Below are 19,240 nucleotides of genomic sequence, written 5' to 3' on the forward strand. Positions count from 1 at the left end.
GTTATCCGGCCTCGTCGTCGGGCACATCGAACGTGATGGCCTGCTCGTTGGCGTCCTTCTCCGCAGCACTCAGCCGCTCGATCTTGTACTTCTCGTCCAGGATCTTGGCCTTCAGGCCCCATGACAGCGCGCGGGCCCGCATCCCGTTGTCCCCGGTGACCACCGTGACCGAGGCCGGCGAGATGGCCTGCTGGAGATAGCAGGCGCGCGCGACGATCTCATCGTCGTTGTTCGGCAGCCGCACATGCCCGGGCTCGTCCAGGAGGACGTCGACGACGGTGTCCTCGTTCACCACCGCGTGGCCGTCGGCCTCGATCTGGGCCAGGGTCTGCTCCAGAAGCGCGAAGACGCCGCGTGCGCGCTTCCGTACACCGGGGTCGTTGGTCTCGTACGACTTCTTGTCGATCTCGTCGATCACGACGTGCGGGATCATCACGGCTGTTCCTCGGCCGAAGAGCCGCTGCCACGGGATCTTGTCGAAGCGCATGTAGTGCAGCAGGTCGTTGGTGTCCAGCACCACCGTCCGAACGCGATGGCGGATGAACCGGTCCTGTGTCCGGCGCAGTTCATTGGCCAGGTCCATGAAGTACGTGCGTACTTCCTGCAGTTCGGTGTTGAGCAGGAGCGTCCACCGGTCCGCGGTGAACTGGCCGTGCACGATCGCGTTGTAGCGCTCGCCGCGCAGCCGGGCCGCCACCGACCGGTCTGCGAAGGCTTCCAGCAGATCGGTCGCGGCTTGAAGCGTCCACCGGTCGTACTGGCCCACCACCCGGTTGGCGGCCTGCTCCCAGTTCTCGGTCGCGCCATCCACGGTACGGGCGATGAAGTGGTGGGGTGCGGCGTTCTGGAGGTCGGTGAGCCCCTGCTCGGTCAGGCGGTCCAGCAACGCAATCGCCTCAGCGCAGGTCGTTCCGGGCCTCAACAGCATCCACGTGCTCCTCACGGTACGGGCCATCCGCATCACCGGACGGAGCTGAGCTTAAGCTCCGTCCGGTGGAGACGTTCTGGATCACCGCGGCGGCGGTTCTGTGGGGCGCCGGCACCGGCCTGCTCATACCGCGCGCCGTGTACCGGCTTTCCGTGCCACCCGATGCGCCGTGGCGGGCAGCGTGTCCAGCCGGACACGCCTTCACCGGCGCCGGGAACGGATGGTTGGGACGGGCCCGCTGCACCGACTGCGCCTCGTACGGCCCCAGCACGCCCGTCCTCGCCACGGTCACCGCTACGGTCTGCGCTGTCCTAGCGGCCGCCACCGGTGTCCGCCCCGAACTGGTGGTCTGGCTGGTGATCGTCCCGATCGGGGTGCTGCTCGCCACCGTGGACTTCGCGGTGGAACGGCTGCCCGACGTTGTCACCCTTCCGTTGGCCGTGATCACGCTGGGCCTGCTCGGCGTGGCAGCGCTGGTGCCCGGCACTGACGGCAGTTGGCGGAGGGCTCTGCTCGGCTCTCTCGCGTTCGGCGCCTTCTGTCTCGTGATGTTCCTGATCAGCCCCACCGCGTTCGGCTTCGGAGACGTGAAACTCGCCCTGACCCTCGGCGCCGTCACCGGCTGGTACGGGTGGGACATCCTCATCGCCGGCACCTTCGCGGGGTTCCTGCTCTTCACGCTGTACGGCCTCGGCCTCATCGTCGCGCGCCGTGCCAGCCGGAGGACGGCCCACCCGCTCGGACCGTTCCTCCTCACAGGAGCCTGCGTCGGCGTGCTCCTCGGCTCCGCCGTCTGATCGAGTCGACGTCACACCTGTTTAGGCGCCGTTGCGCACGAGCTTGACCAGCAGTTCGGAATCCCGCAGGTCGGGGAGGACCACCTCCGCGCCGGCCTCGCGGAGCGCGGCTTCGTCACTTCGACCGGTGGCCACGGCGATCACACGCACTCCGTTGGCATGGGCTCCCTCGACGTCCGTCGGGGTGTCACCGATCAGCACGGCATCGTCTGCCGTCGCCTGCGCACGTTCCAGGGAGAGACGGACGAGGTCGGCGCGCACGTCGTGGTCCTCCCCGTAGGCGCCCAGATCCCACAGGATCGGGGTGTCGAGACCAAATACCTGCAGTTTGAGCTCGGCGACGCGCCGGATGTTCCCCGAGACCACGGTCTGCCGCACCCTCGCGGCCTCAAGCGATCCGAGGGCCGCGGCCGCCCCTGGCAGAGCATGGCCACGCTCCCGGAGCTCGGCGGCGCGCTCCAGGTGCGCGACGGTGAGGGCGCGGGCGAATTGCTCGAAGTCCTCGCGGTCCGTGACCAGGCCGTGGAGTTTCGCCGTCTCCCGGAAGATCACCGGCTCGGTGATGCCGTCGATCCGTGCCTGCTGGCGCATGGGCTGCCCGGTGGTCTGCAAGAACGCGGCGGCGGACAGTTCGCGGCCCACACCGCGCGTGTCGATCAGGGTGTGGTCGACGTCCCACAGGACCAGTCCAGCCATTCAGCGCCTCCCCAACTACCCAGCCTTCACCGGGTCACAGCGTGTCACTCGAACGTGGGCAGACCGTAGGTGCGGACACGGTCCCAGCCTCTACGCTGACGGTACGAGCACGGCCCGGGAAGGGGGCGACGGATATGACGTCGACTCCGCCGCACCTGTCCGTGGGCCGCAAGATCCGGCGGTACCGCCAAGAGAAGGGCGACCGGCCGGTCGCCGCAGTCGCCGGGCTGTGCGGCATCTCCCCGCGCTACTTGCACATGATCGAGGACGGAACGAAGGTCCCGTCCGTAGACGTGCTGGACCGGATCGCCGCGGTGCTGGGCGTGCCCCTGGCCGCGCTGCTGTCCGAGGACCCGATCGAGGAACCCGCGGTCCCCGTCAGCGTGGCGCCGGCGGTCGCCCGCGCTCTGCTGGGCCACACCCGGTCACAGGGGCCTGAACCGGCGGATCCGGCGCAGCTGCGGGAACGCGTCGAGCGGGCATGGCACTCCTGGCAGGCCTCGAAGGACCGGTTCACTCAGGCGGCCCGCCACTTGCCGGACCTGATCGCGGACGTGGAGGACGCCGTACGACGCCACCGTCATGGCAGCAATCCCCGCGCGCGGCGCGAGGTACTGCGGGTAGCCGCCGATCTGTACGGGCTGCTGCGCTCGTACTGTCGCCGGGTGGGCCGTCTGGATCTGGCCCTCGTGGTCGCCGACCGGGCCAAGTACGCGGCCGAGGAGGCCGACGACCCTGTTCGGCGGGCCGCCGCAGCGTGGAACTTGGGCCACGTCCTTCTCTCCCACAACGAACCTGACACGGTGGAAGAAGCCAGGGAGGTCGCGCTCCAGGCCGTCGAGCAACTGCGAACGGTCCCGGCAACCCCCGCCTCCCGGGCGGTCGAAGGAGCTCTCGAACTGGTCGCCGTTGTCTCCGACGCCCGGCGCCGCCGGTGGCGGGAAGCTCGTCGGCGGCTGGAGCAGCGGGCCGTCCCGCTCGCCCGGAACGCGGGGGAGGGCAACGTCCAGTGGACGGTGTTCGGCCCCACCAACGTGGCCCTGCACGCGATGAGCATCGAGATGCTCGCCGGCGAGGCGGCCGAAGGTCTGCGCCTGGCTGACCAGGTCGACATCAGCCGACTGCCCAGCAGGGAGCGGCAGTTCACGTTCGGTCTCGAGGTGGCCCGCTGCTACGACCTGCGCCGCGACGACGCCGCCGTCCTGGTGCACCTGCTCAGCCTGGAAGACCTGGCTCCCGAGGACCTCTCCCGCAGTCCGCTGGCCCGGGACATGGTCCTAGACCTGCGGCAGCGGGTGCGCCCCACGTTCCGTCGCCAGGTCGACGCCCTCGCCGATCGCCTCCAGCTCGCCTGAGCACGAGAATCTGTCCGCCCGCCGGCCAGGGCGGTTGGCCGTCGCCGGGGGTGCGCCTCGGCGTCGACGGCATCTATGGTCGGGATCCGGGCAGTCATCTCCCGCCTCAGTGAGAGCCCGGGCAGGAAAGAGGGACGCAGGGTGTGGCTTCAGCCGAGCGCCATACGGCGTGCGTGGTTGTCAGCGTGGGGACGCTGCGACTGGTTCGTGCACACCGAGGAAGACGGAGTCCTTCGTCGCGAACGCACGCGCGGTGCCGCGATGGGATGGGCCCGCGCCTATGGCAAGCCATGTGCCGTGTCGCCTCAGGACCTCGCCCCTCAGCTGATGGAGCAGGCACCTTTGTTCCCCCGGCCTGAATCGCCGCACGCGTTCGTCCCCCGCACGTGACGTAGGGAACTCACGGTTCTGCGAACTGTCAGTTCGCCCAACTCACCTTGTTCGGCCCTACCTTCACGCGAACCGCGGGTGGAGGAGGAAGCCGTATGGGCGGCGACGGGACGGTTCGGGCGATCGGGCAGGGCATGGCTGCGGTCGACGAGGGGGACGTCGACGTCGTCACGGTCTGCCGGTTCCTCGCGCTGCAGGCGCTGGAGAGGCTGCCTGCTCCGGGGGCGGTCACCGTGGACCCGTTTCCGGCCGCTCCCTCCCTGTCCTTTCTCGTGCCCTCGGGTGCCGCCGCCGGTTGGCGGCTGCCTCACACCACCGCCTGCGGATCCTCGGTGCGGGTGGCGTTGCCCCCGGACGACAAGGAGGCGCCGCCGGGGCCGTACTGGCTGATTGGGCGATCGCAGGGTCTGACGTCGGCGGCCGCGTTGCTCGTGGCGCTGGAGGCCGTGGTGCGGCGGTGGCCCGTGGGGGAGCCGGCGTCTGCCGCTGTGGTGCGTGAGCTGTGGCTTCCGAGCCGTGTGCGCGCTGCGCGTCCCGGGCGGGAACGGGACGGGGTTCCCCGTGACGGAGGCCGATGACAGCGTGGCGGCCCGTACGACGCTAGCGGGCGTCGACCCCGAACTCGTAGGCGACTTCCCAGCGGGCGTCCGGGACGGTGATGTTGGCGGTCTCCACCGCGCGGCCGTCGCCGTCGAAGTAGGTGCGCTCGATGACGAGGACCTGGTCGCCGCGGCTGATGCCGAGCAGGTTGGCCTGCTCCTGGGTGGCCCGGGCCGGGCGGGGCACTTCGAGCGCGGTGACGATGTCGATGCCGATGGACCGCATCCGTTCCACGACACCCATGCCGGCGAGCGGGCCCATCTCGGGCAGCACGATCGGGGTGTCTCCTGTGATCGACATCGGCTCCCAGGAGACCGAGAGCTGCGCGGGCTGCGCGTCGGCGAGGAACTCGTAGCTCGTGCGGACGCACAGAGCGCCGGGCTCGATACCCAGTCGCTGGGCGATCGGGTGCGGGGCGGGCGTGCGGGCCTCGGAGTGCGCCTCCCACGTGCCGGTGCGGCCGAGTTCGGCCATGTCCGCGCGGAACGGGCTGCCGCCGCGGCGTTCCCGGTGCCGGGAGCGGATCATGCGGCGTCGCTCGCGCGGCTTCGCGACATAGGTGCCGGATCCCACGCGGCCCTCCAGCCGGCCTTCATGGATGAGGCGCTCCTGCGCCTTCTGCATCACGTTGGCGCCCACGCCGTACTCCTCGGCGAGCTGGGCGCGCGAGGGGAGCTTGTCGCCAACACGCCATTCGCTGTTGTCGAGTCGGCGGCGCAGGTCGTTGGCGACCACCTCATGCTGCGGCGGCTCCTCGTGGCCCATGCAAGGACTCCGTACTGGTCAGCGGCTCCCGGATCGCCGGGTTCGGGCGACCCGATTGACAAGTTAATGCATCAGGTTCAAGCTAATGCATTAAAACTACGGTACGTGATCAGTTGTGCGCGGGGGAGATCCGTGAAGTCGCCGAAGACCCAGGCCACCGCGATCGCCTCGATGCTCACTTCGCTCGGCGCGACCCCGGCCACCGACGAGACGGACGACCGCGTCCGGATCGAGGCCGAGGTGCCACCCACGATCGGCGAAGCCACCCTGGTGAACCTCCTCCACCTCCTCATCCGGGCGGCCGACCGCTTCGGGCACAGCCTCCAGAAGGACGGCACCTCGGTCATCTGGGCCGAAGTCGACACCGATGACACGCAAGACGACCGAGGTGAGTCGTGAGCCACTTACGCCCCCACACCGGCATCCCTGAGCACGTCGCGCCCCTCCCGCCCGCGTGCAGCATCGTCGGCAGCGCCTCCGCCGGGGCACGCGTCGTGCTCTACACCTGCGCCATCGACTCCGCGATCGCGACCAGGACGCTGACCGTCCTGCGCGCCTTCGCCTCCGCGCAGGGCTGGACGGCCGTCCACGAGGCGTACGACTTGGCGCCGCTCGGCACGCCACGCCACCGCCGGACCGGCTGGCGGGCCATCGAGCAGGCCTTGATCTGCGGTGACGCCACGGGGTTCGTCGCCCCGTCCGAGCAGGAGATCGCCTGCCACCCCGCAGACCGTGCCGCGCTCCGCGGCTGGATCATCGACCAGTCGGCGTTCGCGGTCTATCCCCGGCCCCCGGCGCCTTCTGCCGGCCCCGCCTCTGTGTGGTCCCGCTCGTTCGCCCTGGTCCCGGGCAGTGTGCGACAGCTGCTCGGGGCGGCCCGCAGCCGCCTGGCCATCAGGCAGTGGTCTGGGGACATCGACTCGGCGGTTGAGGTGCTCGCGCGACTCGCGTTCAACGCCGTCGTGCACGCACAGCCCGCCAACGGGACAACGGCCCAGATGCACGTCCACCTCTCCTTCACCGACAGGGGAGACCTGGTCATCGACGTGGAGGATCCTTCGCCCGGCTTTCCCGACGCACCGGCGGCCCTGCGCGGAGACAAGGGCCGCGGCCTGCGCGAGGCCCGGCAACTCGGCGCCCGTCTTGAGTGGTTCCTCGCCGCCGACGGACGCCGCAAGACGGTCCGGGCCACCCTGCCAGCGAGGCAGGTGAGCGCATGACCCGCCTGCCGGGCGGCTGGCGCCAGTGGTGCCCGCAGATCCTGACCGCCATGGCGGTCGCCGCCTTCATCATCCCCATCCTCATCACCTACGGAAGCTGAGACCCATGGCCGAGGCACCGGAGCACTTGGAGGAAGAGCTCCCCAACCGCGACCCCCAGGCAGCGCTGAACGCGCTGCCGACCTTCCCCGACGAACCCTCCGCCGTGAACCTCTTCGGTGTGCCGCACGGGGAAGTCGTCGACCGGCGCTTCGACCCGGGCCGGCTGCACCGCATTCGGGTCGTCGACGAGCCGACTGGTACGCCGTGAACACCGCGGTGCAGCGGCTCACGGCCGCCGACTGGGACCACTGGTACACCACCGGCTGGCCTTCCGTCGTCACCGACAAGGAAGCCGACTACTTCCGCAGGACGGTCCAGCCCCACCCCGGCATGACCGCCGTCGACCTGGCCTGTGGCAACGGCAAGTGGACGCGCCAACTCGCGGCCTGGGACGTGCTCGTAACCGGATACGACTTCTCCGCCGAAGCCCTGCGCCAGGCCGGCGCCGCAGGCCTGCACGACGGACTGTCGTACACGCGGTGGGACATCGACGCCGAACCGATCCCGCCCGGCCTCATGCCGGAAAGCATCGACCTGGTGACCTGCCGCCACGCCCTTCCGTTCCTCGAATACGCGCGCCTGCTGACCGACGTGGGACGCTGGCTCAAGCCCTCCGGCACCTTCTACGCCCTGGTCCGCGTAGTCCCCGGCCCGGACGCCGACGATGCGGAAGCCGACCGTCGCGCCAAGACGCCGGGCGCAACCCCGCCGAAACCGCCCTTCGATCGCGGATTCACTGAAGCCCAGATCAAGGGGCTCGGAATCGGCTGGGCCCACCACACGACGTACCAGTTCAACGCCAGCAATCGCGCGATCGTTCTGCGCGGCTACGGCGACACCGTCTTCGCGCCACGGCACGGCGCGGGTGAGACCAGCAGACTCCCCGCGCCAGCTGCCACGCCCCCTTCCATCGAGGAGGCGCGAGTGCGATGACCGACACCGTGCCGGCCCCGGGCTGGACGCATCCCGTACGGAAAGCTGTGCTGCCCGGCACCCCAGAGGGATTGAAGAGACTCCTTGAGAAGGTCCAGAGCTGGGCGCCCTATGTCGATGGCCTGCTGCTCGATGACGTCGCCGCCGTCCTGGACGACCACATGCCGTGCGAGGACGAGGTTGTCGAACATGCCCAGCGGCTCAGCAGCCACCTGACGCGCTTGGTGAACCTCGCCGTCGCCTCCAAGGTTGACCAGCGGGACCGGAAGGTGGCTGACCTCGTCGCGCGGGGTCGTGAACTCCGTTCGGAGGAACTGCCCGGCGGCTACGGCCAGGCCGTCGGACACATACGGCGGATGGCGTGGACGCTGAACGAGCTGCTCGAACTGATGGTGAAGCACCAGTGCCTCACGGACGAGCCGTGAGGCCCCAACCACCTTGGATCGGCGCGGACGCCGGGCCGATGGAACCGAAGAACCGCTCCGTACACATCGCGCCTGATCCGATGCATGGCCCACCGGCACGTCGAAGGACGGGACGTCCCGGGTGAGGCCGAAAGCTCCCGGCGTCGGCGGCTACGCTTCTTTCCCCCGAGAGCTAGCCCCGGCGCCGGGTTGAGGCCCGAGCCGAAGAAGGGAAGCCGTGAAGGACAGCGCGGAGGAACGCCGGGCGGCGCACGCCCGGTGGCGCGTGCAGTGGGAGTCCGAGACGGCCCTGACCGCCGTGATGTCGGATCCCACGGTTCAGCGCCTCAAGGAAGAGATCGACCGGGTGGAAGCCTCCTTGGCGCACGAGCTTGAGCCCCTGCTTCGGCGATTCCAGGAGCGGTACGACCGCGCGGTCCAGGACGGCGACTTCGACGTGCTGATCCGAAGGTGCCCAGGCAAACACGGCAGGTGGGGGAGGGTCTGTGTGCTGGACGTCGGACACGAAGCGGAGTACCCGCACCTGGGGACCACCCCCGAAGGGCAGCCTGTGGCATGGGTCGGGACCGCGCCGGACGACGACTAGGTGTGGTGTCTCATGACGTTGGTTCCACGGCATCTGAGACACCACAGCGATAGCTCGGCAGGCGGGACCCGGTCCCGCACAACACGCCGCTGTGCAGGCGCGGTTCAGTCGCCTTCAGGGTCGTACGAATCGGGCTCGTAGTCGTCGAACGACGGCTCGTCGGGTGCATCAAGCTGGGCGTACGGGCGCGCCCGCTCCGTCACGTCCCGCAGGTTGACCAGGCCGAACGCGGCCTCGGTATAGCCGGCGTCGAACCCCAGGAAGAGCTCCTTGCCGGGCAGCTCCTCGATGGACCACTTCTTCCTCTTGCGTTTCGGGTCGGGCGGGCCCTTCTGCGCGACGAGGTCGGTGAAGGACGCCTCGTCGAGGTGCTCGATGGTGTTGCGCAGTTTCTCCAGGAGCTCGTCCGACTCCTCGGCGCCGCCGGTGATCTGCTGGTGGGCCCGCGACCAGCGCTCCATCTGATAGGCCGACATGATGAGTTGGTAGCCACGAACCCAGACGTCCTCGAGTACCCGTGCGAGATCGTCCTCGGTGGGCGACCACTCCTCCCCGTAGTCGATCGCCCGGTCCGTCCACGCGGCCTTGCTCGCGGCCTGGTAGTAGCTGTGGGCGTCGCGCTGGACGGACCGCGCCCACAGCGCCAGCATCCGCACCACGACCCCGGGGCGCGCATCCGCGGCAGCGGCCGGTGGTTCGGGCGCGGAGGGTTCCTCAGCACTGGGCAGCCCCGGCAGCAGCACGCCGTGTCCATCCGGCGGAATGCGGACCGGGCGGCGCGCATCCGGCGTCCAACCCCGCGGCGGTGTCCAGTCGTCGGACGGCGGCGGCCACCCAGCCGGCGGCGGCCACTCCGGGGGAGCTATGTATGTCATCCGTACATCATCGACTCACCTCCCGCCCGAGGAGACCGTGCGTGCGAGGCGTCGCTGCGGCCGGAATCGCGACCGTGGCACCAACCTCATGCGACAGCACAACTAGGTGACGGCGGCCGGCCCGCACCGTGAGTGTGCGACAGCTACGCGGTGAGCAGCAGGAAGTCCCGCACCGCTCGAACGTTCCGGTGGGCCCCCAGCTCATCGCGGAGATCGTCGAGGGCGCCTGACGGCCGTGAGGAATCGAGGGCGGCGTTCTGTGTGAACGCGTCCGTCGCAGCGGCGCAGGCCGCGTCCAGGTCACCGAGTTGGAGATGGGCCCGGGCGGTCCGGGTCAAGTAGAGGACGTTGTCGCGTACGTAGCCGTCGACCGCGTACTGGGCCTGGCGCGCCCGCTCGAAGTGGGTCAGCGCACGTCGGGGATCTTCGAGATCGAGGGCGGAGGAGCCGGCCAGCATCTCGATCTCTCCCTCGTTGAGCCAGTACGACCAGGACGGATCATCGTCGTGCGGCCCCCGCGCGTACTCGGTCCTCGCAGAGTCAAGGGCGTTGAAGCACGCGGTGCCGGCGCCGGTCTTGGACAGGGCGCGCGCCACGCGAGCATGCAGCATCGCCCTCACCCGCGGGGTCGTACGGCGCATCGTGGCGTCCTGGGCCGTACGCACCAAGCCGACGGCGTCTTGCGGGTTGCCCTCGGAGTAGACCTGGATGGCCATGAAAGCGAGCGTGTTCGCGCCGACCTGGGCGTCATTGGCGCTGGCCGAGGCGCGCAGCGAGGTGACGTAGTAGCGCTGGGCGAGGGCTTGGTGGCCGACGTCGAAGTGCAGCCAGCCACACATGCGTGCGGCTTCCGCCAGCAGCGAGAGCAGCCGGTGTTCGAGCGGCCCGTGCTGGCCGGTGTTCTCGGCCAGGTCCTTCAGCAGTTCGTATTCGGCGATCGCCGTCCTGCGCAGCCGGGAGCCGCCGAGGACGTCGTCCAGGCGGCGTAAGTCGTCCAGGCGCTGCTCCAGCGTGTTCAACAGCGCGGTGGACAGCGGGGTGTTGGCGAGAACGGGGTCGGGCGGGACTGCGAGGGAGGCGGCCGCCGGCTCGGCAAGCGCCTCGCTCCAGCTCAAGGCCAGCCCGGCCAGCGCGGCACCGCTGGCGATGAGAAATCCCCGTCGATCCATCATGGAGCCTCCCCGAGCGGCAGCGGCTACTGCCGTCACGGTACCCGCCAGGGTCCACGGGCTGTCGAGGATCACGCGGTCATCGGGGAAGGCCAGCAACAGGAAAGTCGGCCAGCCGAGCTCGGGGACGGCCTCGGGCGGGATGCCGTGCAGGCGAGCCATGGCGTACCGGGCGTTGTCGTCGGGGGCGTTGACGCCGTTCTCCCAGCGGGAGATCTTCTGGCGGCTCTTGGCCATCCGGCCGTACCCGAGGGCGTAGTGCACGTCGTCGAGCAGATCCAGATACTCCTCGCCGGTCAGTCCGAGCTCGGCACGCAAGGCGACTAACGGATGCAGTAACAGCTGGCCGGGCATCGCGGTTCCCCCTCAGCACGCAATCTCCCTGATGAACCGTCACGTTAGCCAGTCCGGGCACCAGCTGTGCAGGACTTCGACGCACGGTCCGCAACAGCTCCGCAACAGGATTCGCCTTCCCCGCCATGGGGCGGTGGCGGTGACATGAACGGCATCCCGATCCCCCACCGAGCGAGGAGGGAGCGCCGATGCCTCATCGGCAATCGCCGCTGGTGTCCGTGGTGGTCAGCGCCCGCGGCAACACCGCCCAGGTGCGCAATTTGCTGGACGCGCTGGCCCGGCAGACTCTTCCGGCAGAGCGCATGGAAGCGGTCGTCGTGGACAACGACCCGCCCGGGCCCGTACGGCCCATCGCGGACACGGTCCGCGACGGTGCCTGGCCGTTCACCGTGCGGGTGCTGTACGAGTCGACCCCGGGGCTGAGCGCGGGACGCAACCGCGGGATCTGTGCGGCCCGCGGCGTCTACGTCGCCATCACCGACCCCGACATCACCCCTGAACCCGGCTGGCTGCAGACCCTCGTCGACGCGATCGAAGAAGAGAAGGTGTTCGCCGTCGGCGGCCGCACCAACGTCGTCTACCCGGGCGGGCAGGTCACGGCGCTGACGAAGGCCTTGCGCGAGTGCCACGGCGCGGTCGACTGGCCCGACGGCCGGGAGCCGGCCGAGTGGCCGTACTGGGCCACTGGCTGCAACCTGCTCTTCCACCGACGGACCGCGCTCGACATCGGCCTGTTCCGCACCGATCTCGGACGCCGCGGGCGGTGGATGGGGGACTGCGAGGACCTCGAATTCATCGACCGCGCACGCCAGGCCGGCCACCAGACCATCATCGAGCCGGCCGCCGTCGCCACCCACCCCGTCTACCGCCCGGAGACGACCCTGAAGTACTTCGTGCGCCAGGGCGCCGGGCACGGCGTGTGCGTCGCCCGCATGCACTTGAGCGTGATCGTGGAACCCGCCGCGATCCAGGCCGACCGCGACGCTGTGCACTCCGCCGTCATCAACCTCGCCGCCGGGTGGACCTTCCTGGACCGCTCCCGCGCCGTCGAAGGCGCCCGCGACCTGGTCCGGATCGGCGCCTACCACCTCGAGCGCGGCCGCCTGCGCCTGCTCGGCTGCCGCCCCATCGCCCTCGCCCAGCACGCCCCGACCCCGACGAAGGAGTCCTCCGCATGGACGTGACCAGCACATCCGGCCTGTCCGCTGCCTCCGCCCTCCTGGCCGCCGAGGTTGTCGAACGCAAGGGAGCAGGACACCCCGACACCCTCGCCGACGGAGTGGCCGAGGCGATCTCCCGCGCCTACAGCCGCTACTGCCTCGACGAGTTCGGCGCGATCCTGCACCACAACACCGACAAGACCAGCCTGCTCGGCGGATCCGCCGACGTCAGCTTCGGCCACGGCGAACTCACCGCACCCGTCCAGGTCCTGGTCAACGGACGCATCACCGCCGCCCTCGGCGACCATGCCATCCCGGTCGTCGACATCGTCACCACCGCCGCGCGCGAGTACCTCGCGAGCGCGCTGCCTCTGCTCGACGTCAACCGGTGGGTCGACGTCCGGCCGCGGCTGACCCAGGCGTCCAGCCCCGGCGCCGTCCACGCCCCCGACTCGGCCCAGCACGAGGCCTCCCGCCAGCGTTGGTTCGCCCCACGCACCCTCGACGACCTCGCCGAACGGCACCGCCTGTTCAGCAACGACACCAGCGCCGGCGTCGCCTACTGGCCGCTGGGCACCGCCGAGCAGCTCGCCCTCGGCATCGAGGAGCAGCTGACAAGCGAGGCGTTCCGTGCCGAACACCCCTACTACGGCACCGACATCAAGCTCATGGTCGTCCGCCACGGCCCGCGCGTGCAGCTGACCGCCTGCGTCCCGCAGATCGCCCGCGAGACCCCGGACCTCGAGACGTACATCGCCCACCGGACCCAGGCCCGCGACCTCATCGCCGAACTCGCGGCGACGATCGCGCCCGAGCACCACGTGACCGTGGCCATCAACACCCGCGACGACGACACCCGGCCCGAGCTGTACCTGACGGCGACCGGCTCGTCGATCGAGTCTGGCGACGAAGGCGTCGTCGGCCGCGGCAACCGCGCCAACGGCCTGATCAGCATGCTCAGGCCCTGGTCCGCCGAGGGCGTCTCCGGCAAGAACCCCCAGTACCACGTCGGCAAGTTGTACAACTTGGCGGCCGCCGAAGCCGCGCGCCGTCTACACGAGGAGACCGGGCTGGACTGCGCGGTTGCGCTGGTCTCCCAGTCCGGCCGGGACCTGACCGACCCCTGGCAGGCGATCGTGCAGGCCTCCGGTCCCAACCCCATCGGTGCCGCCCGCGTCCGGCGGGTGATCGCCGACGTGATGGAGGACCTGGACACGCTGCGCGAGCAGCTGCTCGACGGAAAGCTGGCTACGGCATGACCGCGGCGCTCGCCGACGCCGCCGGGCAGTTCGTGCCGTGCCTGAACCCGGCCACCCTCTCCGGTATCCCGCTGGATCAGTTCCTCGCCTTGGCCGCAGGCGCCGGATTCCCCAAGGTCGAAGTCTCCATCCAGCAAGCCCAGGCCTTCGGCATCGGCCGGTTACGCGACCTGCTGAAGGAGATGGGGGTGACCGTGGCGGCCGCGAGCGGCATCCTGCCCGCCGGGCCCGTCCTGCCCGCCCCGCTCCTGGTCGCCCCGGACACCTACCGCGCGTGCCTCGACGGTTTGGACAGCCGTCTGGAGGCCATGGCGGCCCTCGGCTGCACGGTGGCCACGACCGTGATCAACCCCCGCTCGCCCCTCGACACCGCCGAGGCGCGGACCCTCGCACGGCAGCGGATCGCCGAGCTCGCCGCCGCGGCCGAAGCCCACGGGGTACGGCTCGCCGTCGAAGCCGTCAGCGTCCGAGACGGTCTGCCGCCCGACCTGGACGGCCCCCACCCGGTCGTCGACAGCCTGCCCCTTCTGGCCGAACTGCTGCAGGAGACCAAGACATCCAACGCGGGTGTGCTGGTGGACTCCTTCCACTGGGCCGTCGCCGGCGCCGACCCGTCCCACATCACCAGTCTCGACACGAGCGCGATCACGCACGTCCAGATCGCCGATATCCCACAGCCCGGACCCGGCACGGCCGGCGAACTCACCGACGCGCAACGGGAGTTCCCCGGCGACGGCGCCCTGGACTGGACGGCCTTCGCCGACGCCCTGACCCGATCCGACTACCGCGGGCCGGTGTCGGTGGAGCTGTTCAACCCCGATTTGCGGGCGCTGCCGGCAGGCGAGATCGCCCGCTGCTCCCACCACGCGGCCACCACCTGCTGGACTCTTCCGGAGGCATCCTGATGACCCCCACCACACGCCCGACCGCGCGGCCGTGGCGGCTCGCGGTCGCCGGATGCGGAGCCGCCGCCTTCGGACTGCACCTGCCACTCCTGGCCGGCTCCGAGGCATTCGAACTGATCGCCGTCACCGACCGGGACCCCGAACGGGCCCGCACGGCCCAGAAGCGGTTCGCCGTTCCCCGCACCGCTACCCGGGTCGGCGACCTGCTGCAGGACGCGGACGCCCTGGTGATCCTCACCGGCGTGCACGAGGACCTCATCGAGGAGGCCCTCGACGCCGGCGTCAACGTCGTCACCGAGAAACCCGTCTGCCTGGACGTCATCCGCACCCGCAAGCTCGCCGAGCGGGCGCGGGACGCCGGGCTGCTGCTGGAAGTCGGGGCGATGCGCGCCCACGACCCGGCGCTGCACGCCGCCCTCGCCCACGTGCCCGAACCCTCCGGCGGCTGGCTGGTGAAAGCCGACGGGGTCGACGAAGCCGCGCGCCGCCGTCTGCTCCCGCCCGGTTTCGCGCCGTACACCTTCGCCGGCGATCCGCCGCAGCCGGTCCCCGACCGCCTTGCGCCGCACCAGGTGACGGCACTGCAGATCCTCCTGTGGCAGGGCTACCACCTGCTGACCGCGCTGGTCCTGGCCGTACCCGGCACCACCGCCACGTCCTGCACGCTCGACGCGTCCGAGCAGTCCGTACACGCTCTGCTGCACGGACCGGAGGGGGAGCCGTTCACCCTGGTCATCGCCGCGACTCCGGCCGGTGTCTTCCGCGAGCAGATCCACTTCGCCGACGCGGACGCCGCCGCCACGATCGACTTCGCCCGCCCCTACGAGCCGGCCGACAGCACCCGACTGACCACGGCCGACGGCACCCAGAGCGGCTTCAAAGACCCATTCGCCGCCCTATGGGCATCCGTCGACGCCCGCCTGTCCGGGCAGCACCCCGCCGACCTGCCGACCAGCGTCGACCTCGCCCTGCGCGTCGAGGACCTCGCTCTCGCCCTGGCGGAACTCGCCCGCCCCGGCACCCGCACACGGAAGGAAACCTGATCGTGGCAAACCGAGCTCCCGTACTGGTTCTGGACGGCCCGCCCGGAGCGGGCAAGACGTCACTGCTCGCACGTATGGTGTGCGCCCTGGGCGACGAATCGATGTGGTTCACCGAACCCAACGCCCGCCTCGCCACCGGCCTCGCCGCTCCCGTCCACCCCAGCCCGGCCGGACACACCCTGTGGTTCCTGAGGCACGAACTGGACAAGGCCCGCGCCATGCGGCACCTGGCCGCCGACCCGGACACCCGCCTGCTCATCTCCGACCGCAACCACCTCGGCGCCCTGGCGTACTGCTACGCCACCCGCGCCGAGGACTCCCTGCCCTACCGCACCGCCCGCGACTTCTACGCCCGCCGCATCGCCCCCGAACTGCCCGAGACGGTTCTCACCGCGATCCTTCTGGTCAGCCCCGACCAGAGCCTCAACCGCCGCGGAAACGTCGCTGAACTCCCGCGCTGGAAGCAGTGGTTCGACGCCGGACTGCTGGAACGCTTGCACACCTTCTACGTGGAGATCGCCCCCACGCTGTGCCCGACCCCACCGGCGATCATCAACACCGACGGAGCCACCCCCGAAGCGGTCCTCGCCCAGATCGCCGGCGTCCTCGCCGACGCAGGACTCGACCAGACTGCACGACATCTCACCACCGCCACCGCCCCGAACCCGCGGCCGCCGCTGGCCGATGAGTTCGCCGACGCCTACGCCGAGCTCGGAGGCCTGGAAGCCTTCGGCCACCCCTTCACCCCGCCGCTCACCCACCGCGGCAGCACCGTCCAGCTGTGCCAGCTCGGCGCCCTGCACCGCGACCCGTCCGGCCGGACCCGGCTGTGGAACCCGCTCACCGCACCCGCCGTACGGAGGGCCGCGTGATGAGCGGCACGAAGCCCTGCGTCATCGGCATCAACCTCGGGCACGACGGAGGCGCCGCCCTGATCACCGACACCGTGATGGTCGCGATCGGCGAGGAACGCCTCAACCGCACCCGCTACAGCCCCGGTTTCGAAGCCTCCCTGCTGTACTGCCTGCGCGCGGCCGGCCTCCAGCTCAGCGACGTCGACCTGGTCGCCGTCAGCGGCATCGGCCGCACCCTGCCCACCCGGGCCGAGGCGGGCCTGGCCCACCTCGGCATCGACCCAGCCCGGATCGTCCCGGTCGACCACCACCTCAGCCACGCCTACACCGCCTACTGCCTCAGCCTGTACGAGGAGGCGACCGTGCTGGTCGTCGATGGCGGCGGCAACAACAACGACACCGAGACCTACTACCGGGCCACCCCTGACGGGATCGAGCGCCTGGGCGGCAACCCGCCCACCCGGCCGCGCTCCGGCGGGATCGGCGCAACGTACGAGGCCTACACGAACTGGCTCGGCTGGCACGAGCAGGAGGCCGGCAAGACCATGGCGCTCGCCTCGTACGGCGATGCGGACCGCTACCACGCCCCGCTGTTCGACGTCGTCGACGCCACCGTGCACGGGCGCCTGACCCGCACCCACGCGCCCGGAATCGCGGAACTCGCCGAACGAACCGGCTTCGACTTCGGACCGGCAGACAGCCGCGGCGAGCACGAACTCGGGTTTCACGCCGCCGCCTACGTCCAGGACCAGACCGAGCGCGCCCTGTCCGCGCTCGCCGAACAGACGATCGCCGCCACCGGTCTGGGCAACCTGTGCTTCGCGGGCGGTGTCGCCCTCAACTGCGTCGCCGCCGACAAGATCCGCCGCCTGGACGCGGTCACCGGCTACTTCGCTCCGCCCGCCTCATCCGACCGCGGACAGGCCCTCGGCTGCGCCCTGTATGCCTGGCACCGCCTCACCGGTGACCTGCCCAGGCGACCGCTGTCCAGCGACTACTTCGGCCGCGAGTACACCGGCAACGAGATCGAGCAGGCGCTGAACCGCGACCCCCGATCCGGCCTGGTCGAAAGGCGCCGGACGCCGTTCACGTGGCGGCGGGAGAGCGACATCGCCCAAACCGCTGCCCAGATGATCGCCGACGGAAAGATCATCGGATGGTTCCAGGGCGGAAGCGAGCTCGGGCCCCGCGCCCTGGGGGCCCGCAGCATCCTCGCCGACCCGCGTACCACCGCAAGCTCCGACGCCCTCAACCGCAGGATCAAGCACCGCGAGCCTTTCCGGCCATTTGCGCCGGCCGTCCTCGCCGACCACGCCAGCACCTGGTTCGACCTGGACGTGGCCAGCCCCTTCATGCTGCTGGCCCCGCCGGTCCGCCCCGACCACACTGACAAGATCGCCGGAGTCGTCCACGTCGACGGCACCGCGCGCGTCCAGACCGTCGACCCAGCCGCCGCGCCCCTCTACGGCGCCCTGATCGAGCACTTCCACCAGCTCACCGGCGTGCCCGTCATCCTGAACACGTCCTTCAACGACCGCGAACCCATCGTCGAGACACCCGCCCACGCGCTCGCCACGCTCCAGGCCTGCGACCTGGACGCTGCCTGCATTGGCGAATACCTGGTCGAGCGGTCCTGACGTCCCCCCGGGACTGCCACACTGGAGCGCATGACGACCTCCACTCCGCCGCTGAGGGAAGCCGCCCGCGCCATCGTCCTCGACGATGACAACCGAGTCCTTCTCCTGCGCTACGACGAGAACGGCGGATTCTGGGCCACCCCCGGCGGCTCCCTGGAGGACACAGACGGGGGAGACCACGCCGCAGCGGTGCTCCGCGAGATGGGCGAAGAGCTCGGTGTCCTCCAGGAGGCGATCGAGCTCGGGGACCAGCTCGCGGAGCGCAGCAAAGAGCACCTGGTCGGCGGGCGCGAAGTCCGCCAGGTGGAGAAGTACTTCCTCGCCCGAATCCCCGCGGCCGCCATCGACCCGGCCCGGGCATCGCAGCCCGACAACATCCGCGAACACCGCTGGTGGACCCTCGCCGAACTGAATGCCACGGCCGAAACGGTCTACCCGATCGGTCTCGCCGACCTGGTCACCGGCGTCCTCGAGCACGGTGCACCCGTGCGCCCCGTCGTCCTGGACGGATGATCCTGCCCCGAGCGGTCCGAGGAATCAGACTGCAGGCATGACTGAGGAGCACCCGGCCCGCCCTTCCGTGCCGTATGACGCCGTCCTGTGCGACGTCGACCGCGTACTGCGGCACTGGCCCGCTGACGACGACATCGAGCACACGCACGGACTGCCCCGCGGCGCCATCGCGACCGCGGCCTTCGCCCCGGCCCGCGTCCACCCCGCCATCACCGGGGCGATCACCGACGAGCAGTGGCGGTCCGCCATGGCGGCCGACCTCGCCGAAACCTACGGATCACAGGAGCAGGCCTCCGCAGCCGTGGCCGCCTGGACCGAGCTCGTCCCGCTCGTGGACATGGAGCTGGTAGCCCTGCTCACCCAAGTACGCGAGGTCGCCTCCGTAGTCCTGGTCGCCAACGGAACCACACGGCTGGAGCAGGATCTCGCCCGCCAGGGCCTGGACGGCCTCGCCCACACGGTGGTCAACTCCGCCCGCATTGGCGTCGCGAAACCTGACCCCCGGGTCTACCGCATTGCCGCCGAACTCGTCGGGACGAGGGCTGACCGATGCCTCTTCGTCGACGACACCGAAGCCAATGTCACCGCGGCCTGCAACGCAGGGATGGCCGGCCTCCACTACCGCCAACTCGGTCAGCTGCGCACGGCACTTGCTCCGCTGCTCGGCCAGTAGC

22 protein-coding genes are annotated in these 19,240 nt (G+C 70.4%); 17 read left to right on the forward strand and 5 right to left on the reverse strand.

Annotated features, from left to right (window positions below; translation table 11 throughout):
* Window position 1: 1 nt before the first annotated feature.
* Complete coding sequence (locus EF387_RS33325; protein ID WP_162467254.1) at window positions 2-928, reverse strand: PIN domain-containing protein; 927 nt, start codon at window positions 926-928, stop codon at window positions 2-4.
* A gap of 65 nt (window positions 929-993) precedes the next feature.
* Between EF387_RS33325 and EF387_RS33330 the strand changes: the two genes are divergently transcribed.
* Window positions 994-1,725 carry a prepilin peptidase gene (locus EF387_RS33330; protein WP_128380393.1) on the forward strand — a complete coding sequence of 244 codons (732 nt, stop codon included), beginning with the start codon at window positions 994-996 and terminating at the stop codon, window positions 1,723-1,725.
* A 21-nt stretch (window positions 1,726-1,746) separates the two neighbouring features.
* Here EF387_RS33330 and EF387_RS33335 read toward each other — a convergent pair whose 3' ends face one another.
* Window positions 1,747-2,421, reverse strand: a complete 675-nt coding sequence (locus EF387_RS33335) for an HAD family hydrolase (RefSeq protein WP_128380394.1) — start codon at window positions 2,419-2,421, stop codon at window positions 1,747-1,749.
* Between the two features lie 134 nt (window positions 2,422-2,555).
* Between EF387_RS33335 and EF387_RS33340 the strand changes: the two genes are divergently transcribed.
* Together EF387_RS33340 and EF387_RS33350 are read left to right on the forward strand one after the other, a co-directional pair.
* Entirely contained in the window at window positions 2,556-3,776 is a 1,221-nt protein-coding gene (locus EF387_RS33340; protein ID WP_128380395.1) for a helix-turn-helix domain-containing protein, read from the forward strand.
* 485 nt (window positions 3,777-4,261) lie between these two features.
* Entirely contained in the window at window positions 4,262-4,744 is a 483-nt protein-coding gene (locus EF387_RS33350; protein ID WP_128380397.1) for a hypothetical protein, read from the forward strand.
* Between the two features lie 22 nt (window positions 4,745-4,766).
* On the opposite strand, the gene EF387_RS33355 is transcribed toward EF387_RS33350, so the two are convergent.
* Window positions 4,767-5,531, reverse strand: a complete 765-nt coding sequence (locus EF387_RS33355) for a GntR family transcriptional regulator (protein ID WP_128380398.1) — start codon at window positions 5,529-5,531, stop codon at window positions 4,767-4,769.
* Between the two features lie 132 nt (window positions 5,532-5,663).
* On the opposite strand from EF387_RS33355, the gene EF387_RS33360 reads away from it, so the two are divergent.
* The 6 genes from EF387_RS33360 to EF387_RS33385 all read left to right on the forward strand — a co-directional run bounded on the left by EF387_RS33360 (window position 5,664) and on the right by EF387_RS33385 (window position 8,797).
* Window positions 5,664-5,930: a hypothetical protein gene (locus EF387_RS33360; RefSeq protein WP_128380399.1), complete on the forward strand. Its 267-nt coding sequence runs from the start codon at window positions 5,664-5,666 to the stop codon at window positions 5,928-5,930.
* Complete coding sequence (locus EF387_RS33365; protein WP_128380400.1) at window positions 5,927-6,751, forward strand: ATP-binding protein; 825 nt, start codon at window positions 5,927-5,929, stop codon at window positions 6,749-6,751. Before EF387_RS33360 ends, EF387_RS33365 begins: the two co-directional genes overlap by 4 nt.
* 106 nt (window positions 6,752-6,857) lie before the next feature.
* Window positions 6,858-7,061 carry a hypothetical protein gene (locus EF387_RS33370; RefSeq protein WP_128380401.1) on the forward strand — a complete coding sequence of 68 codons (204 nt, stop codon included), beginning with the start codon at window positions 6,858-6,860 and terminating at the stop codon, window positions 7,059-7,061.
* Window positions 7,058-7,786 carry a class I SAM-dependent methyltransferase gene (locus EF387_RS33375; RefSeq protein WP_128380402.1) on the forward strand — a complete coding sequence of 243 codons (729 nt, stop codon included), beginning with the start codon at window positions 7,058-7,060 and terminating at the stop codon, window positions 7,784-7,786. The genes EF387_RS33370 and EF387_RS33375 overlap by 4 nt, the downstream gene beginning before the upstream one ends.
* Window positions 7,783-8,211: a DUF6415 family natural product biosynthesis protein gene (locus EF387_RS33380; RefSeq protein ID WP_128380403.1), complete on the forward strand. Its 429-nt coding sequence runs from the start codon at window positions 7,783-7,785 to the stop codon at window positions 8,209-8,211. The genes EF387_RS33375 and EF387_RS33380 overlap by 4 nt, the downstream gene beginning before the upstream one ends.
* A gap of 217 nt (window positions 8,212-8,428) precedes the next feature.
* Window positions 8,429-8,797, forward strand: coding sequence for a hypothetical protein (locus tag EF387_RS33385; protein ID WP_128380404.1), 369 nt, complete (start codon window positions 8,429-8,431; stop codon window positions 8,795-8,797).
* Between the two features lie 104 nt (window positions 8,798-8,901).
* On the opposite strand, the gene EF387_RS33390 is transcribed toward EF387_RS33385, so the two are convergent.
* Both EF387_RS33390 and EF387_RS33395 read right to left on the reverse strand, forming a co-directional pair.
* On the reverse strand, window positions 8,902-9,540 hold the full coding sequence (locus tag EF387_RS33390; protein ID WP_128380405.1) for a hypothetical protein: 639 nt from the start codon (window positions 9,538-9,540) through the stop codon (window positions 8,902-8,904).
* 275 nt (window positions 9,541-9,815) lie between these two features.
* Window positions 9,816-11,159 (reverse strand): NsdA family TPR-like regulatory protein, encoded by a 1,344-nt coding sequence (locus EF387_RS33395; protein ID WP_128380406.1) that lies wholly within the window; start codon window positions 11,157-11,159, stop codon window positions 9,816-9,818.
* Between the two features lie 224 nt (window positions 11,160-11,383).
* Between EF387_RS33395 and EF387_RS33400 the strand changes: the two genes are divergently transcribed.
* Genes EF387_RS33400 through EF387_RS33435 form a run of 8 tightly spaced genes read left to right on the forward strand, consistent with a single transcriptional unit; the run spans window position 11,384 to window position 19,239 of the window.
* Window positions 11,384-12,379 carry a glycosyltransferase family 2 protein gene (locus EF387_RS33400; RefSeq protein ID WP_128380407.1) on the forward strand — a complete coding sequence of 332 codons (996 nt, stop codon included), beginning with the start codon at window positions 11,384-11,386 and terminating at the stop codon, window positions 12,377-12,379.
* Entirely contained in the window at window positions 12,370-13,614 is a 1,245-nt protein-coding gene (locus tag EF387_RS33405) for a methionine adenosyltransferase (protein WP_128380408.1), read from the forward strand. The genes EF387_RS33400 and EF387_RS33405 overlap by 10 nt, the downstream gene beginning before the upstream one ends.
* On the forward strand, window positions 13,611-14,519 hold the full coding sequence (locus EF387_RS33410; RefSeq protein ID WP_128380409.1) for a sugar phosphate isomerase/epimerase family protein: 909 nt from the start codon (window positions 13,611-13,613) through the stop codon (window positions 14,517-14,519). The genes EF387_RS33405 and EF387_RS33410 overlap by 4 nt, the downstream gene beginning before the upstream one ends.
* Complete coding sequence (locus tag EF387_RS33415; protein WP_128380410.1) at window positions 14,519-15,562, forward strand: Gfo/Idh/MocA family protein; 1,044 nt, start codon at window positions 14,519-14,521, stop codon at window positions 15,560-15,562. The genes EF387_RS33410 and EF387_RS33415 overlap by 1 nt, the downstream gene beginning before the upstream one ends.
* 2 nt (window positions 15,563-15,564) lie before the next feature.
* A complete protein-coding gene (locus tag EF387_RS33420) occupies window positions 15,565-16,434 on the forward strand; it encodes an AAA family ATPase (RefSeq protein ID WP_128380411.1) in 870 nt (289 codons plus the stop codon).
* Window positions 16,434-18,053, forward strand: coding sequence for a carbamoyltransferase family protein (locus tag EF387_RS33425; protein WP_128380412.1), 1,620 nt, complete (start codon window positions 16,434-16,436; stop codon window positions 18,051-18,053). Before EF387_RS33420 ends, EF387_RS33425 begins: the two co-directional genes overlap by 1 nt.
* 30 nt (window positions 18,054-18,083) lie before the next feature.
* Window positions 18,084-18,566, forward strand: coding sequence for an NUDIX hydrolase (locus EF387_RS33430; protein WP_128380413.1), 483 nt, complete (start codon window positions 18,084-18,086; stop codon window positions 18,564-18,566).
* 37 nt (window positions 18,567-18,603) lie between these two features.
* On the forward strand, window positions 18,604-19,239 hold the full coding sequence (locus EF387_RS33435) for an HAD-IA family hydrolase (protein ID WP_128380414.1): 636 nt from the start codon (window positions 18,604-18,606) through the stop codon (window positions 19,237-19,239).
* Window position 19,240 lies beyond the last annotated feature (1 nt).

The sequence above is a fragment of the Streptomyces cavernae genome (genome assembly GCF_004023625.1).
GTDB lineage: Bacteria > Actinomycetota > Actinomycetes > Streptomycetales > Streptomycetaceae > Streptomyces > Streptomyces cavernae.